The organism is Pseudomonas reactans (genome assembly GCF_013387025.1).
In the GTDB taxonomy this organism is placed as follows: Bacteria; Pseudomonadota; Gammaproteobacteria; order Pseudomonadales; family Pseudomonadaceae; genus Aquipseudomonas; species Aquipseudomonas reactans.
The window spans coordinates 57,539-76,623 of the sequence record NZ_JACAQP010000008.1 but is presented as its reverse complement, the minus strand read 5'-3'; the positions used below and the strand labels follow the sequence as shown (position 1 = coordinate 76,623).

19 protein-coding genes are annotated in these 19,085 nt (G+C 54.2%); 10 read left to right on the top strand and 9 right to left on the bottom strand.

Features of this window, described 5'->3' with window-relative positions; translation table 11 throughout:
• The first annotated feature begins 90 nt into the window (after positions 1-90).
• A complete protein-coding gene (locus tag HX793_RS11515; protein WP_177052961.1) occupies positions 91-1,248 on the top strand; it encodes a hypothetical protein in 1,158 nt (385 codons plus the stop codon).
• 5 nt (positions 1,249-1,253) lie between these two features.
• Here HX793_RS11515 and HX793_RS11510 read toward each other — a convergent pair whose 3' ends face one another.
• Positions 1,254-1,856: a nucleotidyltransferase family protein gene (locus tag HX793_RS11510; RefSeq protein WP_177095542.1), complete on the bottom strand. Its 603-nt coding sequence runs from the start codon at positions 1,854-1,856 to the stop codon at positions 1,254-1,256.
• Between the two features lie 177 nt (positions 1,857-2,033).
• Between HX793_RS11510 and HX793_RS11505 the strand changes: the two genes are divergently transcribed.
• Positions 2,034-2,498 (top strand): putative adhesin, encoded by a 465-nt coding sequence (locus HX793_RS11505; RefSeq protein WP_177095540.1) that lies wholly within the window; start codon positions 2,034-2,036, stop codon positions 2,496-2,498.
• Here the strand turns inward: HX793_RS11505 and HX793_RS11500 are convergent.
• The gene (locus tag HX793_RS11500; RefSeq protein WP_038843387.1) at positions 2,495-2,728 is read right to left on the bottom strand and encodes a hypothetical protein; all 234 of its coding nucleotides are present in this window, start codon (positions 2,726-2,728) and stop codon (positions 2,495-2,497) included. The two genes, HX793_RS11505 and HX793_RS11500, sit on opposite strands and share 4 nt — an antisense overlap.
• Positions 2,729-3,005: 277 nt before the next feature.
• Between HX793_RS11500 and HX793_RS11495 the strand changes: the two genes are divergently transcribed.
• From HX793_RS11495 to HX793_RS11480, 4 genes are all read left to right on the top strand, one after another.
• Positions 3,006-3,989, top strand: coding sequence for a DUF1852 domain-containing protein (locus tag HX793_RS11495; protein ID WP_177095538.1), 984 nt, complete (start codon positions 3,006-3,008; stop codon positions 3,987-3,989).
• Positions 3,990-4,017: 28 nt separating this feature from the next.
• Positions 4,018-5,046 carry a methionine synthase gene (locus tag HX793_RS11490; protein WP_177095536.1) on the top strand — a complete coding sequence of 343 codons (1,029 nt, stop codon included), beginning with the start codon at positions 4,018-4,020 and terminating at the stop codon, positions 5,044-5,046.
• Positions 5,046-5,564: a flavin reductase family protein gene (locus tag HX793_RS11485; RefSeq protein ID WP_177095534.1), complete on the top strand. Its 519-nt coding sequence runs from the start codon at positions 5,046-5,048 to the stop codon at positions 5,562-5,564. Before HX793_RS11490 ends, HX793_RS11485 begins: the two co-directional genes overlap by 1 nt.
• A gap of 173 nt (positions 5,565-5,737) precedes the next feature.
• Complete coding sequence (locus tag HX793_RS11480; RefSeq protein WP_177095532.1) at positions 5,738-6,970, top strand: serine hydrolase domain-containing protein; 1,233 nt, start codon at positions 5,738-5,740, stop codon at positions 6,968-6,970.
• A gap of 44 nt (positions 6,971-7,014) precedes the next feature.
• Here the strand turns inward: HX793_RS11480 and HX793_RS11475 are convergent, their stop codons facing one another.
• Positions 7,015-7,899: a LysR family transcriptional regulator gene (locus tag HX793_RS11475; RefSeq protein ID WP_177095530.1), complete on the bottom strand. Its 885-nt coding sequence runs from the start codon at positions 7,897-7,899 to the stop codon at positions 7,015-7,017.
• A 103-nt stretch (positions 7,900-8,002) separates the two neighbouring features.
• Here HX793_RS11475 and HX793_RS11470 point away from each other — a divergent pair, with 103 nt between their 5' ends.
• Positions 8,003-8,992: a zinc-dependent alcohol dehydrogenase family protein gene (locus tag HX793_RS11470; protein WP_177095528.1), complete on the top strand. Its 990-nt coding sequence runs from the start codon at positions 8,003-8,005 to the stop codon at positions 8,990-8,992.
• Positions 8,993-9,333: 341 nt separating this feature from the next.
• Entirely contained in the window at positions 9,334-9,564 is a 231-nt protein-coding gene (locus HX793_RS11465; RefSeq protein ID WP_177095526.1) for a DUF6124 family protein, read from the top strand.
• 606 nt (positions 9,565-10,170) lie between these two features.
• Here the strand turns inward: HX793_RS11465 and HX793_RS11460 are convergent.
• The 6 genes from HX793_RS11460 to HX793_RS11435 all read right to left on the bottom strand — a co-directional run bounded on the left by HX793_RS11460 (position 10,171) and on the right by HX793_RS11435 (position 18,080).
• A complete protein-coding gene (locus HX793_RS11460) occupies positions 10,171-11,004 on the bottom strand; it encodes a restriction endonuclease (protein ID WP_177095524.1) in 834 nt (277 codons plus the stop codon).
• 31 nt (positions 11,005-11,035) lie between these two features.
• Entirely contained in the window at positions 11,036-12,703 is a 1,668-nt protein-coding gene (locus tag HX793_RS11455; protein ID WP_177095521.1) for a non-canonical purine NTP pyrophosphatase, read from the bottom strand.
• The gene (locus tag HX793_RS11450; protein WP_177095519.1) at positions 12,696-13,679 is read right to left on the bottom strand and encodes a beta-ribofuranosylaminobenzene 5'-phosphate synthase family protein; all 984 of its coding nucleotides are present in this window, start codon (positions 13,677-13,679) and stop codon (positions 12,696-12,698) included. Before HX793_RS11450 ends, HX793_RS11455 begins: the two co-directional genes overlap by 8 nt.
• Positions 13,672-14,397 carry a hypothetical protein gene (locus HX793_RS11445; RefSeq protein WP_177095517.1) on the bottom strand — a complete coding sequence of 242 codons (726 nt, stop codon included), beginning with the start codon at positions 14,395-14,397 and terminating at the stop codon, positions 13,672-13,674. Before HX793_RS11445 ends, HX793_RS11450 begins: the two co-directional genes overlap by 8 nt.
• Positions 14,397-15,596 carry a DNA adenine methylase gene (locus HX793_RS11440; protein ID WP_177095515.1) on the bottom strand — a complete coding sequence of 400 codons (1,200 nt, stop codon included), beginning with the start codon at positions 15,594-15,596 and terminating at the stop codon, positions 14,397-14,399. The genes HX793_RS11445 and HX793_RS11440 overlap by 1 nt, the downstream gene beginning before the upstream one ends.
• Positions 15,597-16,241: 645 nt before the next feature.
• Entirely contained in the window at positions 16,242-18,080 is a 1,839-nt protein-coding gene (locus tag HX793_RS11435; protein ID WP_177095513.1) for an ATP-binding protein, read from the bottom strand.
• Between the two features lie 216 nt (positions 18,081-18,296).
• Between HX793_RS11435 and HX793_RS11430 the strand changes: the two genes are divergently transcribed.
• Both HX793_RS11430 and HX793_RS11425 read left to right on the top strand, forming a co-directional pair.
• Complete coding sequence (locus HX793_RS11430; RefSeq protein WP_177053517.1) at positions 18,297-18,668, top strand: hypothetical protein; 372 nt, start codon at positions 18,297-18,299, stop codon at positions 18,666-18,668.
• A gap of 25 nt (positions 18,669-18,693) precedes the next feature.
• On the top strand, positions 18,694-19,056 hold the full coding sequence (locus tag HX793_RS11425; RefSeq protein ID WP_177095511.1) for a hypothetical protein: 363 nt from the start codon (positions 18,694-18,696) through the stop codon (positions 19,054-19,056).
• Positions 19,057-19,085: the final 29 nt, after the last annotated feature.

Genomic DNA, 19,085 nt, shown 5'->3' with positions numbered 1-19,085 from the left:
TACGCCAGCTCTACGCCCATGGACTCTTGTCCGAAATAATGTCGTATTGATACCATCCAGGCTTCACGAAAAAAGGAATCTTCTTGAAGTATGAATACCTCAATGCAGGTCTATCTGGACAGTAGCGATTTTTCGAACCTCTCCCGCGCTCAAGGCAAAGATGGTCACGCCATGAGCCAAATAAAGTCAAAATTACTCCACTGGGTTAACAGCGGAAAAATCGAAATCAGATACTCCATGGCTCATATCATGGAGGCGGTGCCTGTTGATATTGCAAGTGCCGAATTTGGACAATTACGCTTGTCGTGCATCAAACAACTCTGCGGGACAAAAGTGTTCATGGACCCCATATCACTCATCATCAATGAGCTTTCAGGAACCGTCACGTCGGGTGTACTGAATGATCGCGGTCACTGGCTCCCCAACCTGGCAGAGTTATGGAAAGACGACACAAGCAACGATCAGAGTACCGAGCCGCCAAAAAACAGGCAGCAACGACGCGCGGATAAAGCCAAAACAAAGAAAGCATTGGCTACCGACAACACACTGGTGAGAGATATCACTCGGGAGTTTCCGATCAAGCAGAGCAAGACGTTGGAGATGCTCTCTGCTCAGGACTTTACTTCGGCTCTAGCCATCGCCATGCAGGACTCTGTTAACGACTTAGATTTTTTATCCAATTGGTATGTAAAAAACTGGAACACCTCAACACAGTTTTCAACAAGCCTACGGACGGCAGGCAAAGGGCTTAACCATCTGCTTACCGAGTCGTCCGCAGAGCTTAAAACCCTCCATGACGAATTGGTGGCGACGGGAGCAAGCGCCTCCGAGGTCAATAAACGTCTGACGGCGTTGGCGAAACAACTGGCTGACAAAGCGCCCCAAGACTTTATTGACGCACTTTCAGAAGGACACATCCCAGCCAACAGTCTAGTAACCGCCAGCCCCGAAGGCTCGCCCTCGATGTATGTCGCGTCAAAATTTATCGCCCAGATGTTTTTATCATCCGTGGTATCAACCAAGAACACGAGAAAAGCGCGAGACAGCGACCTCGGTGATTTAATCCACACGCTGTACATCCCCTATGTCGATTTCTTCAGAGCCGACTTGGCTACTGCAAACGCCTTGAAAAATGCACAAATCAAATGCAAAGCCAAAGTAGTCACTAGCCTTGAAGACTTGATCAGCAACATCGAGTCAGCCTTGGATGCACGTTCGGCTGCGGTGCCAGCACACCCACTACCGTAGATGATTCACGGGCAGGTTTTGGCAGACGCTAGAAATGGACCTCTGTGGGCTGCCTCTACAACCCTGAGCCAAGGCCAGCGCGCCTGATAACTGCGGGCCTTCTGCCTAAACAACTCAGGTTCCGGATGCAGGGGGTTGATGCGCAGCACGCCCTGCGCCACGTCCTCCAGCCCATAAGGCGCGTACAACTCGCCCGTGGCAATCTCCAACCCGATGCAGGTGCCCGCGACCAAGTAACGATCAATCCCCTGTTTGGCCGTGTGCAACTGCGGATAAGGCCGACCAAACCGCTCGCCGTACCAGAGATGAATCCGCGCCTGGTTCTTCACCTCGACGTTGACGCCCAGGTCCTGGAACAACCGCTCAGCCGCACGGATCACCGCGTCCTCGGCCTCGTAGGACAGGTCGGTATCGAAGTAGAAAACGTCGTAGTCCTTTACACCCTGGGCCGCAGGCAGGTTCGACTGATGATTCCACACCGCCTGGAACAGGCAGCCCGCCGTGAGAAAGCACTGGTCCACCCCGAGGTCCGGCAGGCGCGCGGTGATTTCGGCGTTGATGGGGTTGGCCATGGCCAGGCTGAGCAAATCGTCGACGGTCAATGTCATGGGATTCCTTTCTATCGGGCCAGCGTCAGGCACCCACTGTAGCGCACCCTCATGACAAGATTTCTGGATTATTTTTGCCCGCGACTGGAATATTCCGCCCACCTCACACGTTTTTAATTCAACTCGCCCCTCCTGCGAAGGGGCGCTCGGCACACCTCAAACGAGCGGGGAATCAGTATGGCGATTGTATTGTCGGGGCATGGGTTGGCCTGTGGGGACGGGTTTCCCCCTTTTGCGCTGCCAAAGGGCTTCACGCTGTACTTCTGGACGGCCGACGGCATTCCCATCCGGGATAACGTAGCAGGCCGGATCGAAGCCGACCCCGCTTCGATGAATCGGCTACAAGCCCCTAACGTGGTGTCCCGGGGCGGGCTGGTGAAGGATTACTGGCTGCTGGACTCCACCAACCCGCCGCTGACGATCAACCCCACGCCGGCGCCCCATACGCAGTTGATCGCCGGGGCCGGTGACGCCTGGCGGTTGAGCGAGATCATGGCGTCCTATGAAGCCAAAGGCTGGGGCGATATCAATAATCCGACACCGGTGCATTGGTGCGCCTGCCGCAGCAACTTGCCGGCTCCGGCCTGGCAACAGTCGCTCAGGCCGTTCAATCCGGACCCGAAGAAACCCGCCTGGCGTTAGCCTTTCAGTTCAGTTGCCCGGTGACTCGCCGCGTCGTCGTAGGCCACATACAGCGACTCGGCGATCTGGCTCTTGATCGCCTTGGTGGATTCCAGCCCGAGTACAAACCCTTCGGCCTTGCCGCCGGCGCGGTTGAGTTCATCGTGGGTGGCAGCGCCGGTGATGGCATCGAGAAGCTTGGTGGCGTGAGGGCCTACGCCTTTAGGGAGGGAAATCTGGTCAATGGACATGGGCGATACCTTGCAAGAGAGAGGTCGGTAGCGCGTGGAACCACTGCCGGGGAGGCATGGTAGACCGGTTTGCGTAGAAAGGGGCTGGTTTTGGCGGCGGCCGCGCAACGGCGGTACCCCATCATGAGGAGCGCTAAAGTTGCAGTGAAATCAATTCAGTTTTTCTCATGTTGCTCCCCGCCTAAGATGCACCCTACTTAAAGACAAGTTATAGACCGCTGAACAAGCCCCTGAACACGTTCAGGGGCTATCGCGGCAATCAGGGTGTGGCATCACAATGAACAAAGAGTTTGCATTTACGGTCAAGAGCATTCGTTTCGACGAGAACTACCATCCCGCCGAAAATACGCGCATCACCACCAACTTTGCCAACCTGGCGAGGGGCGCGAGCCGTCAAGAAAACTTGCGCAACACGTTGCGGATGATTGACAACCGCTTCAATGCCTTGGCCCATTGGGACAACCCCAAAGGCGATCGCTACACGGTCGAGCTTGAAATCATTTCCGTGGAAATGGACATGGATGCCCAGCGCAGCGGCCATGCCATTCCTTTGATTGAAATATTGAAAACCAATATTGTCGATCGCAAAACCAACGAGCGCCTGGCAGGCATTGTCGGCAATAACTTTTCCTCTTACGTACGCGACTATGACTTCAGCGTGCGCTTGCTGGAGCACAACAAAGACCAAGCCCAGTTCAGCACGCCCGCTGACTTTGGCGAGCTGCACGGGAAGTTGTTCAAGAGCTTCGTCAACTCCAGCACGTACAAGGAGCACTTCAACAAACCGCCCGTGATCTGCCTGAGCGTGTCGAGCGCCAGGACCTATCACCGCACCGAAAACCTGCACCCTGTGCTGGGTGTTGAATACCAGCAAGATGAATACTCCCTGACGGATGAGTACTTCAACAAGATGGGGCTCAAGGTTCGCTATTTCATGCCGGCCAACAGCGTTGCGCCCCTGGCGTTTTACTTTTCCGGGGATTTGCTCAGCGACTACAGCACCCTTGAGCTGATCAGCACCATCAGCACCATGGACACCTTCCAGAAGATCTACCGCCCAGAGATCTACAACGCGAACTCTGTAGCCGGTAAATCCTATCAACCCAGCCTGCAACACCAGGACTATTCACTGACGCGGATTGTGTACGACCGCGAAGAGCGCGGCCGACTGGCCATCGAGCAGGGCAAGTTCGTTGAAGAAAACTTCATCAAGCCCTACCAGTCGGTACTGGAGCAGTGGTCTGCCCACTGCGCGCGTTAATTCCCTTAAAAGACAAGGTCACCCTTTAATGAAAAAGTTATTACCTACATCAACCGCCGGCAGCTTGCCTAAACCGTCCTGGCTGGCACAACCCGAGACACTCTGGTCGCCCTGGAAACTGCAAGAAGAAGCACTGATCGAGGGCAAGCAAGACGCGTTGCGCTTGTCGCTGCAAGAACAACAAAACGCCGGCATTGATATCGTCAGTGATGGCGAACAAACGCGCCAACACTTCGTCACCACCTTCATCGAACACCTCAGCGGTGTGGATTTCGAGAAGCGTGAAACCGTCAGAATCCGTGACCGTTATGATGCGAGCGTGCCGACCGTAGTGGGGGCTGTCGCGCGTCAAAAGCCGGTGTTTGTCGAAGACGCCAAGTTCCTGCGCCAACAGACCAACCAACCGATCAAGTGGGCGCTGCCAGGCCCCATGACGATGATCGATACGCTGTATGACAACCACTACAAAAGTCGCGAAAAACTGGCCTGGGAATTCGCCAAGATCCTCAATGAAGAAGCCCGGGAGTTGGAAGCGGCGGGCGTGGATATCATCCAGTTTGACGAGCCTGCCTTTAACGTCTTCTTTGACGAGGTGAACGACTGGGGCGTTGCCACCCTGGAAAGAGCCATCGAAGGTCTTAAATGTGAAACAGCGGTGCACATCTGCTACGGCTACGGCATCAAGGCCAATACCGACTGGAAAAAAACCCTGGGCTCCGAGTGGCGCCAATACGAAGAGGCATTTCCCAAGCTGCAGCAATCGAGCATCGATATCGTCTCGCTGGAATGCCACAACTCCCATGTGCCCATGGAACTCATCGAACTGATTCGCGGTAAAAAAGTGATGGTCGGTGCCATTGACGTGGCCAACCACGCCATTGAAACACCGGAAGAAGTCGCCAATACCCTGCGCAAAGCCCTGCAGTTCGTGGATGCCGACAAACTTTACCCGTGCACCAACTGCGGCATGGCGCCCCTGCCCCGCCAAGTGGCACGCGGCAAGCTGCAGGCGTTGAGTGCCGGCGCTGAAATCATCCGCCGAGAACTGTCGAACTGATGTCCATCCTGTCACGTGCCTGTGCGGCCATTGAGCCCTTGAGCTTTCGCGAAGCGCTCGGGCACTACGCCTCCGGCATCACGGTGATTACATCGCACATCAATGGCGAGCCGATTGGCTTCACCTGCCAGTCGTTCTACAGCGTGTCGATGAACCCACCGTTGGTGTCATTCAGCGTCATGGCCAGTTCCGCCAGCTACCCCAAGATCCGCCAGGCCGGTCGGTTTGCCGTCAACATCCTCTCGGGCGAGCAGGTCAAGATCTCCAACCAGTTCGCGCGGCGTGGCACCGACAAGTGGCACGACGTCGACTGGCAGGCATCGCCCCTGGGCAACCCGATCATTGCCGGCAGCCTGCATTGGCTCGATTGCGAGATTCACGCCGAACACACCGCCGGCGATCACCTGATCGTGATCGGTGAAGTAAAAGCGCTGAACCTGCAAGAGACGGCGGCGGCGCAACCCCTGCTGTATTTCAAAGGGCAATATTGCAACCTCGCCGCGCCCGGCGTGGTGTGAGCCGTTACCCGCGCCGCCCTCGCCAGGGGCGGCCGCTGTCCCAATCCCACGCATAAACCGGCCCGATCCCGCGCGCCAAAAAAAATCCCCCACCGCATGCTGGTTCCGGCACGCCAGCCTCGCTGACGCGTCGCCGCCCCTCAAGACCGACCCACAATAATAAAGAGGTTCTTATGCCCGTGCTCCCGCGCTTCAAGCGCCGCGCCCTGCCAGTGTTGATGGGCGCCGCCACACTCGCCCTGTCGCTGGCCGCCTGCGCGACCCAGCCTTACCCCCACGCACAGGAGCCGATTGGCGACGTGCAAGCCATCTACGACGGCAAACTCAGCCCGGAACTGGCGGTAACCACCTTCCGCAACACCGACCGCCTGTTCCCGGTGCGCACCATCAAGGCGGGTGGGCATCCGTTCCCCCTGCCGCGCAGCGCCAAACCCCTGGCCCCCGTGGCGTTCGAGTTCAAAGGCAAGCACTACAGCCTCGACGACTACGTGGCGACCAACCGCGTCACCGGCCTGCTGGTGCTCAAGGACGGCAAGATCGTGGATGAGCGCTACGCCCACGGCAACACCGCCGAGACCCGCTGGATGTCGATGTCGGTGGCCAAATCCGTCACCTCCACCTTGGTGGGCGCGGCCCTGCAGGACGGCTCGATCAAAAGCCTGGACGACAAAGTCACCCACTACCTGCCCGCCCTGGCCGGCAGCGCCTACGACCAGGTCACCGTGCGGCAGATCCTGGCCATGCGCTCCGGGGTCAAGTGGAACGAAAAATACACCGACCCCACCTCCGACGAACGCCACCTGATCCAACTGCGCAGCGAGCAGGTGACCGGCTCCCTGCTCAAGTTCATGGCCACTCTCTCCACCGCCGCGCCACCGGGCACCCGCACCAACTACAGCACCGGCGAAACCCAAGTGCTGGGCCAACTGGTCAGCGCCGCCGTGGGCAAGCCCCTCACCCAATACCTCAGCGAAAAAATCTGGGCACCCTACGGCATGCAGACCGATGCCAAATGGTGGCTCGACGGCGCCAACGGCAACGAAGTGGGTGGCAGTGGCATTAGCGCCACCCTGGAAGACTACGGCCGCTTCGGTCAATTCGTACTCAGCGGCGGCAAGGCCGGTGGCAAGCAAGTGTTGCCGGAAGGTTGGTTGAGCTTCGCCAGCGCGGTCACCGGTTCAGATGGCGCCTACGGCGAGTTCGCCTCCATGTGGTGGCCCGGCTGGACCGACGCGTCCAAGGCCGACAAAGCCTTCACCGCCGCAGGCACCTTTGGCCAGTACGTCTACATCAACCCGACCAAAAACGTGGTGATCGTGGTGTGGCAGGCCCAGACCCAGCCCACTGGCGGCAAAGTGATCGACGACATGGTCGCGTTTGACGCCATCGCCAAGGTGCTGCCGTAACGGAACAGGGGGCGAGCCATTCTGACGCTGGCCCGCCCCCTTGATTACCGCCCCAACACCCCTTTTACAAACTCAACAAAACTGCGCACCTTCGGCGTCACCTGCCGACCCGCCGTGTACAGCAAGTTCATCGGCAACACCGGCACACTGTAGCCCGGCAACAACGCCACCAACGTGCCCTTGCGCAGCGCGTCGTTCACCAACTCCTGGGGCAGCAACACCACGCCCAGCCCGGCCACCGCCGCCGACAACAGCGGGTCGCCCTGATTAATCGTCAAACGGCTTGTAATCGGCACCTCCACCCGCCCCTCCGGCCCGTCGAACTGCAAATGCGAGCGCCCGTCCGAATAGGCAAACGCCAGGCACTCATGCTCCTGCAAATCCCAAGGGCTGCTGAGGGCGGGCCGCCGCGCCAGATAGGCCGGCGCCGCGCACAACACCATCTGATACGGCTTGAGGGGCAAGGCGGTCAGGCCGCTGTCGGCCAGCTCGCCGATGCGAAACACCACGTCGTAGCCGTCTTCCACCAGGTCGATCAGCTCGTTGGACAAGGTCAGGTCCACCGACACCTGCGGGTACTTGACCATATATTCCAGCAAACGCGGCGCGAGGGTGCTTACGCCAAACGTGACCGGCGCATTGATGCGCAAGCGCCCACTGGGCACGCCACGGGTGACGGCGGCCATTTCTTCGGCGGCGTCCATGTCGGCCAGAATCAGCTTGGCGCGTTGATAAAACGTGCGCCCAAAGTCGGTCAGGCTCTGCTTGCGCGTGGTGCGGTTGAGCAGCGACACACCCAGGTGCTGCTCCAGCATCTTCACCTGCTTGCCGATCAATTGCGGCGACAGGTTCAACTCATCCGCCACCGCACTGAACGAGCCCAGCTCCACGGCTTTGACGAAAGTGGCCATCAAGGTAAGGCGGTCCATTGGAAACCCGTTGTTTCTAGTGTTGCGTCATCCTAGGCCTTTATCCCACGCCTTCCCAAGCCTAAATTGAACGCCTTATCGATCAACACCGAGGTCTACACCCATGCCACGCATTGTCCGACTCCACGCCTACGGCGACGCCAGCGTCTTGAAACTCGAAGACATCGACGTGCCCGCCCCCGCCGCCGATGAAGTGCAAATCGACGTCAAAGCCTTCGGCCTCAACCGCGCCGAAGTGATGTTCCGCAACCACGCCTACCTGCAAGAAGCCGAGTTCCCCAGCCGCCTGGGCTACGAAGCCGCCGGCGTAGTCACCGCCATCGGCGCCAACGTCAGCGACCTCCAAGTGGGCGACGCCGTCAGCGTCATCCCACCCCTCGACATCGCCCGCTGGGGCACCTACGGCGAAGTGGCCAACGTACCCGCCCACCTCACCGTCAAACACCCGCAAAACCTAAGCTTCGTCCAAGCCGCCGCCTCGTGGATGCAATACGTCACCGCCTGGGGCGCCCTGGTCGAACAAGCCAAACTCACCACAGGCGACTACGTACTGGTGACCGCCGCCTCCAGCAGCGTCGGCCTCGCCGCCTTCCAGATCGCCCGCAGCGTCGGCGCCACCGCCATCGCCGTCACCCGCACCCGCGCCAAACAACAAGCCCTGCTTGACGCTGGCGCCCACCACGTCATCGTCAGCGACGAAGAAAACCTGGTGGAACGCGTGATGCAACTCACCGACGGCAAAGGCGCCCGCGTGGTGTTCGACCCCATCGGCGGGCCGGGCTTTGAAGCCCTCACCCAAAGCATGGCCCAGGGCGGGATCTTGCTGGAGTACGGCGCACTGAGTGCCGAGCCGACGCCGTTTCCGCTGTTTACCGTGTTGGGCAAATGTTTGACGCTCAAGGGGTATTTGTACGCCGAGATCGTCGGTGATCCGGCTGCGTTGGCGCGGGCCAAGGCGTTTATTTTGGACGGGCTGGCTTCGGGAGCGTTGGCGCCGGTGATTGCGAAGACGTTTGCCTTGGATGAGGTGCAGGAGGCGCATCGGTATTTGGAAGCGAACCAGCAAGTGGGCAAGGTGGTGGTGACGGTGTGAGGGCGATGTCCTAGGACATTTCCCAAAGCTGGGCAGCGGCTTGCCCGATTGCCTACGCCTGCGTCAGAATCCGCCGGCTTGTGCGCTGGGGTGGCGGAATCTATGGTTGCGCGGTCGCTGAATTTTTCGGTGATCGGGTTTAGTAGCCTACGATTCAACCTAACAAGTGCATGAGCATCCTCCGTCAGACGGCCTCCGTCTGTACTTGATGGTGGCTGTGCGCAGGGCGCCCCCGGGCGCGCCGGTTTTGTTAGGTTCCACCGGTCTACTAACCTGCGTACAGCTGCCGCCTTTTCGTTTAGTAGCGATGGGGTGGTGGCATCAAGGTAAGGAACTTAACGATGGTTAATGATTCGACCACGCTCTTCATTGTCGCTCCTGACGTTAGCAATGAAGCGCTCATTGCCAATAGCTACGAGACCTTTAGCTCGGTCAGTACTCTTCTGCTCGATCTATCGGAAGACCTCAGCGGTAAGCACCGTGACATTGCACTCGCGATTCACCAATTGAGCGAACTGGGCGCACTCATGACGGCAAGACTGCTAGACCGCGAAGCACCCTGTCCTCGTTGAATAACAGAAATCCCAGTCACTAGCTGACTGCTCGCCGAATCGTCGTATGCGGCACCTACGATTCGGCGACTTTGATTCCCATGAAAGAGATGAACTCCGGAGCAGGACCAAACCCTCGACTTTACTTGCGCAGCCCAGGGTCTGCTTTCGGCCATAAGCGGACATTCAAATTCGGGCTTCCTAACTGCGCTGAATAGAATGCACGCTAAAGAGGGGCAATGCTTGCGCTCTGCGGTTGTCTGACTTTCGCTCCGAGATCCCTAGTTGAATTAGCTCCGCTACTGCGAGAAAAGGATTTCAATTGACCAGAATTTCTGGAGGTAAAAAGCCTCCCCGGGACAATAGAAGCTTGATGTCATATCCACTCGTGGGTATCACCGTTAGGTTGGGCCACCGCTGGACAACCCGGCGCAAAAACTCTGTACCTTAAGGCCTTTCTGCGCTCCACTGCCACACTTTAGAATATCGAACTTTATGTCTGACGGCCTTAACGGCCTCCAACCCCATCTTTTCTTCATTCAAATCGTTGTCATTGGGTGAGTTCGTGGTCCATAGGTCTTGCGTTCAAATTAGTGAAAGCCTTAGAAAAGGTTACTATCGAAGGTGTTAATTTTCAGAGAACAAGTTCCGGCCCACTGATGCATAGGCGGCCCTTCGATTTTTTTGATATTCTTGGTATGACGCAACAACAGAAGGGTTACTTCGGTCGACTACGTGAGGTTTGAAGTCGCCAGCCAATATCATTGCATTCTCAGCGTGGAGTAGCATTTCGTCAAACATATTAAGATTGACATTCAGCCAGTTCGCAAGCTCGAAGTAGCTTTCAACCACATCCTCTCCCGCTTTTATATCAAGCAGAGATCTTACATTCATAGGATATTCGTTTTTTTTAGCTCTTTCAATTGCGCCAAAAATCATTCCAATGAACAACTGCCCACTAAATAATCGTTCTCCTAAGCTGTATGTATCGTTCCGCAATCCGTACTCTATCCTTACTGATTTTGAGTGAGAGAAATATCTCTCTACGAGTAACTCCGCTCGATTCTCATATGCCTGAAGCATTTCGAACTGAATTATTTTCCTTGTTCGATCCTTTAAATCAGAAAACCTTACTAATTCAACATTCGTTTTGTGCGCGGCTTCCCAAGCTCCACTCTGAAAACCTTTTTCAGAAATCAAGAAACCTCGGTCTGCACCAATGTCTTCAACAATAGATCTAAGCGCTAAAACTTTTTCTTTTGGGACGTTGCTCCTCCAAGACTTAGCCTCCACAACCCAAGTTATATCTGCGCCGAGAAATTTAGTTGATACTAAAACGTCAACATCGTGAGACGTCCTAACACCTTCAATCGATATATTAGTCTTAGCAGATACGCCTAACATACGGAAGTGATCCGCTATCTGTTCCTGAAAATCGTACCACTGCTTCGGATTCGTCATATTCGCTCGGGCGCATAGAGTCGAGACTGGATTATTGAGTATCGCTTGAAATCTTTCGCAAGAGGGAGATCGCTGCACTTATACCCGTATGTGACAAGCTGAAGTATAGCTTCTCGTTTTGGTTAAACGCCTCAAAATGAGGGCTAAAACGCTGGTTGAAAAATCTGCTAACGTTGTTCTTATCCATGGGGAGATACTTATCTCCTTTCATCCTCAATCCTGGAATATTAGATTCGGCATTTCTAGCGATTTGCGTAGTTGTGAGAGGAAGAAGCCCTTTTTTATGATCCATTAGCATAGATATAAGAAGCGCCTGCTCAAGTGGAAGAAATGCCACTATTTTAGAAAAATCGCAATTAAATGGTATCAAATGAGAGTCATCAGTGAGCAACCGAAGCGTCATTCTTATGTAGGAGAATATGCTCTTCTCATTTTGTATTATTTTAGATTGTGCACGAATCGCATCGAGCCCCATTGCATTCTGCGCATCATTTTTTGTGCGAAACTCAGGTAAGCTAATAGGCGCATCAGCACGATTTCTTTTACGGTTGCGTTGGTATCTCGTTTCAAGACTGCTATCTATGTAAAGTATCTCAATACTAATACCTGAAAGCTCAGCCTCTAAGATCTTAATCTCTTCAGGGGAGCGAAATCCTGTAATTACGATGCCTGTCGTCGGCATATTTTTTAGGTAAGCGGCAATCTGACGCGCTACAATTCCCGGATCTTTTTTTAAAGCATCTATGGCAAAATTCTGAATCTTCATCGTGGTCGTGTATCCATGCCTAGAATACAGAGCGCACCTCATAAAATCACTCGCCTCTATGTGTTGGTAAGCATGAAAGCGTGTAAGGGATGATGCCAAAACAGTTTTACCCGCGCATGTAGCACCGCAGATTATGTAGTTTTTTCTTGGGAAAAGTTCTCCCTGCAAAGGCTTTATCTGTGACTGCTTAGTATCAAGCAGATCCTTTTTTTTCAGAAAGTAGATCAACTTTCGCAAAGCTAGATTTCTAAAATCGTACTTCAGACTGGAGCTGACTGATAGCTGGCTTATAGGCTTTTTTGCCCCCTTGGGAACAAACCATTTATTGAATGTTTTATTATCTAACCATGGATACACTTTATTTGTCTTGAAAGAGGCCTCTTCGTCAACAATAGATCCAGCGACCTCACCTACAAATACCTTATATGTTTCCTCAGGCCTGTCACGCAGATGTGGCGGTAGATACAATACAATATCGGATCTGACCGTGACCCTTCTGTTGTTGCCTAGTAACTTCAGCTGCTGATCCAGGTCGGAGAATGAGGTCTCTCTCATCCAATATTTGACGTCTACGCCAGGAAACTCTTTGCCTTTGCTAAGAGCTTCGATGGCAATTGAGGTATCTTCAATAAAAAAAATGCGATGCTGATGTTTTGATGCATACCTTGCTAGAAGGCTAGTGTTTTCGTTGTCAGTATTGAAAGCTATATTGGGCTGAAGAGGTTGGTCACCTCCTCCAGCGTTTTTTGCTAGCTTGAGGTTTGCGCTCTGAATGCTCTCTTTTAATAGCTCGTCCCGATCCTCGATACGCGGCTCATAGTATGGTTTCCCGTAGTTAGGAGGCGGTAAGAGCATGATCGGGTGTTCGCGAAGCAAATATTCAAAGTGTGCTATTTTCGTTAGGTTTGAGGACAGAAAGAAAAGTTTAATCAATTTCTAAAGTCCTCCCTGAATTGTTGGGAAAGCATTTTGTCAGCCAGTAGTCACTTGCTAGGTTAAGGCTAGCGAATACTGCATCAAGGTCATCAGACATGAAGTAGATAGCTGGACCTAAGCTAGAGAGACCAACGCATTTGGCTCCTGCTTCGTGCAGAGCTTTCCTCAGTTCAGCAAGGGAGTCCACCTGCGCACGCCATTCTGCCTCTTTCCATTCAATTCTCTGTATAGCGTTAATTGCCGAACAGAATGTGTCGAAATCCGACTCAATCGCACTGCACGCCATCCCTGAGAGAGCATGATATATTGATTGCTGAACGGAAAGAGGATCTACAGGGCAAGTTCTGTTGAAAAAATCAATCTCCTCCTCTGCCGAAATTCTATAAGCTTTCGGTGCGACAATAATGCCAACCTGCCAACTGATCGGCAAAGGAAGACTCAGTATTTGGATCGGCAAGATGGATGGGCCTTGCCTCGCGGAAGATGGGGCTAACGGTAAACTGGTAGATCTAACCCCGAGATCTATACTCATACCTCCACTGAAATAGGTATTAACTCCTACTCCAGAAGTTCCACCTCTCCCAGATGCTAATGTCATCTGCTTTATATCAGCATCGACATTGTTGAAGCGGCATGCAGCCTCGACGCAAGCTAATCGGGTGGATGTACCAGTACCAAATCCACTGTGCGGCGCCGGGCCGGATAAAAATGTTAGACAAAACTTCTGTACATACGCACGCGATGCATATAACTCTTCTAAGAAAGCCATCAAAGAACCGATTTCTCGATCGGAGTAAGCAGTTGCTCGATTGTCGATTATTTTAAAATTACTGCATGCGGCAAACTCAATTATTGTATCCAGTCCAGCTATACAAAATCCAACACCTCCATTTTGTCGGTACCCACTATTACTCATATCAAATAAATTGACATGAATGCGCCCAGGAGCTGTAATTTTTATTTTATTAAACATGATTGGACGAGGAATTGTTTATTGTTTCGTTAATATACTGGAGGTATGGTTTTATATAGCGACCATCCTTATGGAATTTTATCGCCGGGGTATCCCTGCTCGGGATGTTTTTGAATATAGGGCCAACTATGCAGTATGAGCCTGCGAGAAAAATACTGTGTGAAGGCTCGAAGTCATAATAGCGAATTTTAAAGTTTGAAGGGTACTGCGCTTCGATGACTTGTGCCTTGAGGAGAGTTTTATTGTTGAAATCTGAGAGATTCGGCTCAACAAGATATCTTACCTTTGGCAGAAGCAGAGTCACGTCGACATTTCGCGCCATTGCTTCCAGAAGGTCCTGTGATTGGTCATTTATAGGGTTGGCGAAGTCATCAAGTAACCTATTGCACGTGACTCCTACCACTACAATTTTATCTCCGACTTCTGTCTGCTTTATGAGTTTTCGGTAGTATTCTGCATCTTTTCTGTTCGGCAGAAACTCATCTAAGCCATGTTTTTTGTATTCGGCCAGGGTGTTTTGCTCAATGTACTGTGTGAAAAATTGAATCGCCGCAATACCTAAGCCAGTCACAAGGCCGCTAAGAACACCGATATACCGAGCGTCAGCATTTGCATCTGTATAGTAGAGCATGGAGCTTATAGCTAGAGCAATTAATACTAATGCCATAAAATACAAAAGAGGTGCTTGCACTACAAATCTCAATTTCGACATTTCCATTACGATCTCCCTATCAGAATAATTTCCTTTTTTGTTTTTTTACTCAGTGCATGGGGCATGTCATGTTCAAGCAAAGCAGTATGCTTGAATGTAGCTGAGAAAAAGCTCTTAATATCTTGCACATCAGGATATGCGTCGTGCACGTAAGAGAGGCAGACTGTAGAGCCCTTATGCTTCTCGATCAGTGTGAATAGATGGTCTTTAAATTGCTTCTTGCTCGTCCATTTACACATATCCTCTGGGCTTGGAATTGGTCGGTTAATCTTCGCTAAATCAATTTTGTCCTTCCATTGCCCTGGATTACATAGCCCCTCAAGAAAGTGATATCTGTCCATGTAGGTTATGTCTTTCTTTTTCAACGGGATATATGGCGGGTCAAGGTAGACAAAATCAAAGCCCGATGGGATCTCAATGGCGTCAGTGCAGGGCAGAATGATTGGGTCGTATTTGGCGGGTTGTCGTGCTTTGATTATTTCGCCCAGTGCTCGGCTAATGAGAACCGAAAATGGTCTTTCCCAAGTCGCCCAGTTTCCGAACTTGGTGTCTCTAGTGTTGTTTTCCCTCAGATGTAAATTTTTGCGATGAAAAAGATTAAACGGCCGCTTTTGCAAACACGCCTGCATCAGACAATATAATATTTCACACTTTTTAAGTGCGTCCTCGATTTTGCTCAGCTCGTTGATAGCGCCATCAAGCCAGTTGTTTTCTTCTGAAGTATAATAAATCCCATGAAAGTGCTCAGATACAAATCCATGTACGGGGATAATTTTCGAGAAAAAAACTTCTAGATCTTTTTGAGTCGTAAGACATGGCCGATTAGAAAGCAGAGCAGTTGCAGTAACTCGATTTGATTCCAATATGTCATTGTACGTGACCTGTTTGCCTAAATTCTTTAGAGCTAAGGACACCGTGGATGTTCCTCCAAAAACATCAAGCGCTGTTTGAAACTCATATTGTTGGAGTTCACTAACCATCCAGCCGATAAGTCTACGTTTACTGCCGTAATACCTAGTCAATGGCAGATACGCCTTATCATGCTCTATATCTGAGTCTAGTGTAGCCTTGATTTTAGGGATGTCATTGCAAGGCAAATCTTCGCCTATGGCCAGGGAAGGTGGAGCATTGGGCCCTCCGCGCAACGATAAGGCCTCTCCGTGGAGGACATCCTCGTGGTTCCCTCTGGAATCAGCGTTGAACATTCGGTGCTCCAATCATGCCAAATTTTCTCCATCGCCCGAATGGTGACTCGTTTCGATATTTAATAACCATTGAGAATCGAGGTTTTTTAATTAAGTCAGTTGCGCTGATATGCCAATGCTCGTTTACGTCAGAATACTTCCAGCCCGTGGCCATACCCCTTGGGGAGGTGACCTGGCGCTTGAGAAATCACCCTTACTTTTATGGATCGCGATTGACTCATCGCCACATCATCGCTTTTTGCGTTTGAGATTGCCACAGATCAACCACTCTCCGTCTTGGGGGATTGGCTCTCGCGGAGCAGGCTTGTTCCGCCGAAGCACCAGACCGTGGTCAGTTGAGAGATGGCTAGGGATCAGAGTCGAGGTGAGGACACTATGTGCTTGGCCTCCTATAAAACCCAAGTCCGTCTAAAACTAAAAAAAGCGATATGTACACCCGGTGTTTTTTTGTAGTGTGACTCCAGCTGTCCGAACTTTAATAATTGGTTTGGATCGCTGATATTGTGACAGCAGTGTAGCTTGGCAACGAGGTGCCGTGGACAAGCAGCTAGTGACTGAGATGACCACATCGGATCGAAAGCGGACGATCATCCGCTCCGCCCTCCGCATCACACAATTTTTCTACCTCTACCTCTACCTCTATCTCTACCTCCCCAACAACTCCCTAACCCTCCCCCCCAACACCTCCACCGCAAACGGCTTCGTCAACACCCCCATCCCCGCCCCCAACTGCCCATACCCCATCACCGCATTCTCCGCATACCCGGTAATAAACAACGTCTTCAACCCCGGCCGCAATTCCATCCCCGCCTCCGCCATCTGCCTTCCATTCATCCCACCCGGCAACCCCACGTCCGTCACCAGCAAATCAATATGCACATCCGACCTCAACAGTTTCAGCCCCGCCGCGCTGTCGGCGGCTTCGATCACGGTGTAACCCAGCTCGCCCAGTACATCGGCGAGCAGCATGCGCACGGTGGATTCGTCGTCGACCAGCAGCACGGTTTCGCCGTGTTGGGCGACTTCGATATCCACTTGCCCTGGGGCCAGCTCATCACCCGGAGCAGCGCCGTGGTGGCGTGGGAGGTAGAGGGACACGCAGGTGCCTTCGCCTTCGGTGGAGTGCAGGTGCACTTGGCCGCCGGATTGTTGGGCGAAGCCGTAGATCATGGACAGGCCCAGGCCGGTGCCTTGGCCGATGGGTTTGGTGGTGAAGAAGGGTTCGAACACGTGGGCCATCACGTCGGGGGACATGCCGGTGCCGGTGTCGGTGACGCTCAGGCGCAGGTACGGGCCTTCGGCCAGGTCGTAGGCGCGGGCGGCGGTGGCGTCGAGCCAGTGGTTGCTGGTTTGCAGTTGGATGCGGCCGCCTTGGGGCATGGCGTCGCGGGCGTTGATGCACAGGTTGAGCAGTGCGTTTTCCAGTTGGCTGACGTCGACGAAGGCGGTCCAGGCATCCGGGGCGCCGGTGGTTTCGATCTGGATGCCGGGGCCGGCAGTGCGTTGGATGAGTTCGGCCATGCCGTACATCAGGGTGTTGACGTTGGTGGCGCGCGGTTCCAGGGTTTGCCGGCGCGAGAAGGCCAGCAGGCGTTGGGTGAGGACGGCGGCGCGTTTGGCCGAGCCTTGGGCGGCGACCATGTATTTGTCGACGTCGGCCAGGCGGCCTTGGGTGATGCGGCGGTTCATCAGTTCGAGCGCGCCGGAGATGCCGGCGAGCAGGTTGTTGAAGTCGTGGGCCAGGCCGCCGGTGAGTTGGCCGACGGCTTCCATCTTCTGCGATTGGCGCAGTTTTTCTTCGGCCTGCATGAGCAGGGCGGTGCGTTCGGCTACACGCTGCTCCAGTGTTTCGTTGAGGGCGCGCAGTTTGGCTTCGGCTTCGCGCAGGGCTTCGTCGGCGATGGTGCGTTCCAGCAGGTCGGCGGCTTGGCGGGCGAGGATGTCGAGCAGGCGCAGGTCGCGCTCGGACGGCTGGTGCGGCGTGCTCCAGTGGGTGGAGATCATGCCGAGCAGGCGCCCGTCGCGGGACAGCAACGGGGTGGTCTGGGCCGAGCGGATGCCAGTGTTGCGGAAGGCTTGCAGGTCATCGGTGCCGGCGATGTCGGGCCATTCTTCAAAGTCGGGGATGATGGCGCGCTGGCCCAGTTGCAGGGCCATGGTGCAACTGCTGTAGGCCATTGGGCTCACCCATTGCCAGAACCCGACCGCTTCCGGTGGCAGGCCGCGCGAACACAAGAGCTGCAACTGGCCGCCGTGGCCGGACGGGTGCCCTTCGGGGCACAGCAGCTGCATGGTGCCGAACTGCGAACCGGTGATGGACACGGCGGCGTCGACGATCTTGCCATAGAGGGCTTCGAGGTCTTGCTCGCCGATCAGGTCGAGGCTGATGCGGTGCAGGAATTCGATGTCCGACAGGGCGGTTTCCGAGTCACGGGAAACGCCAAGGGGGAAAGCGGCCGGGAAGGCGGTGCGTAGGGTTTTCATGGGACTACCAAGGGAATGGCATTGAGCTATTAGCAGCGTATCAGCAAAGCTGTGACCACGCGCCAGGGGCAGACGTTCGGTGGGGGTCGCTGTTTGGGCTTTGGCTACGCTGGGAGAGCGGCCTGTCAGTCGACTTTTTCTTGTCTGACACTCCGCTTTCGCAGGCAAGCCAGCTCCTACAGTTGATCTTTGTTGTTGCTGACGTTGGGGTCGCAGGTGCAACCGCAAAAACAGCTTGGCATTGCTGTAGACTTCCCGGCCTTCAACCCCCTACTTGAGAACATGGACGTGAAAAAACTCCTGCTGCTCGGCTGCATCACCGCAACCCTGACTGGCTGCACCTTCACCGGCGCCAACGAAGTGGCACCGGGCGAATACATGATCACCAGCCATGGCAGCATCTTCAATTCGCGTGAGGGCCTGCTGGAAAACATCAACCAGAAAGCGGCGAAAGTCTGCGACGGCAAGCCGTATCACCTGGAAGGCGACAGCGGCGCGAACATGGTGGTGAGTACCACCACGCATATCGGCCAGACGCCCACTACGGTGCTGGGCTTGAAGGCGGTGTGCGAAGGTCGCAAAGAATAGCGCTCGTCTTCTTTCGGAGGTTTCCATGGCTCAATCAAAACGCGACAGCTCCCGTATCGAACGCCGCCTTGTCGCCACGCTCACCGACGCCTGCGAAACCGCCAAAGCCGAAATCCCGGGGTTTGAATGGCTGACCCACACGGTCAATTACGCCGACTTCCCCGGCAGCCTGCGCATCACCTGGGTCTTCGACACCCGCGCCAGCCAGGCGCAGGCCGTGGCGACGGGGCTGGATGCGCGTATCCGCGAGCTGACCGCCACCGCCCTGCACGACGCCGAGATCCCGCCCGTGCAATTGACGCGTTGCGTTCACCTGGATTCTGAAGAAGCCTGCCACGCCCAGCACGGCGGTAACTGGCGTTTGCGTCTGATGCGTTCAGCCAACTAGAGACTGACACCCAACTGCTGGATAATGCC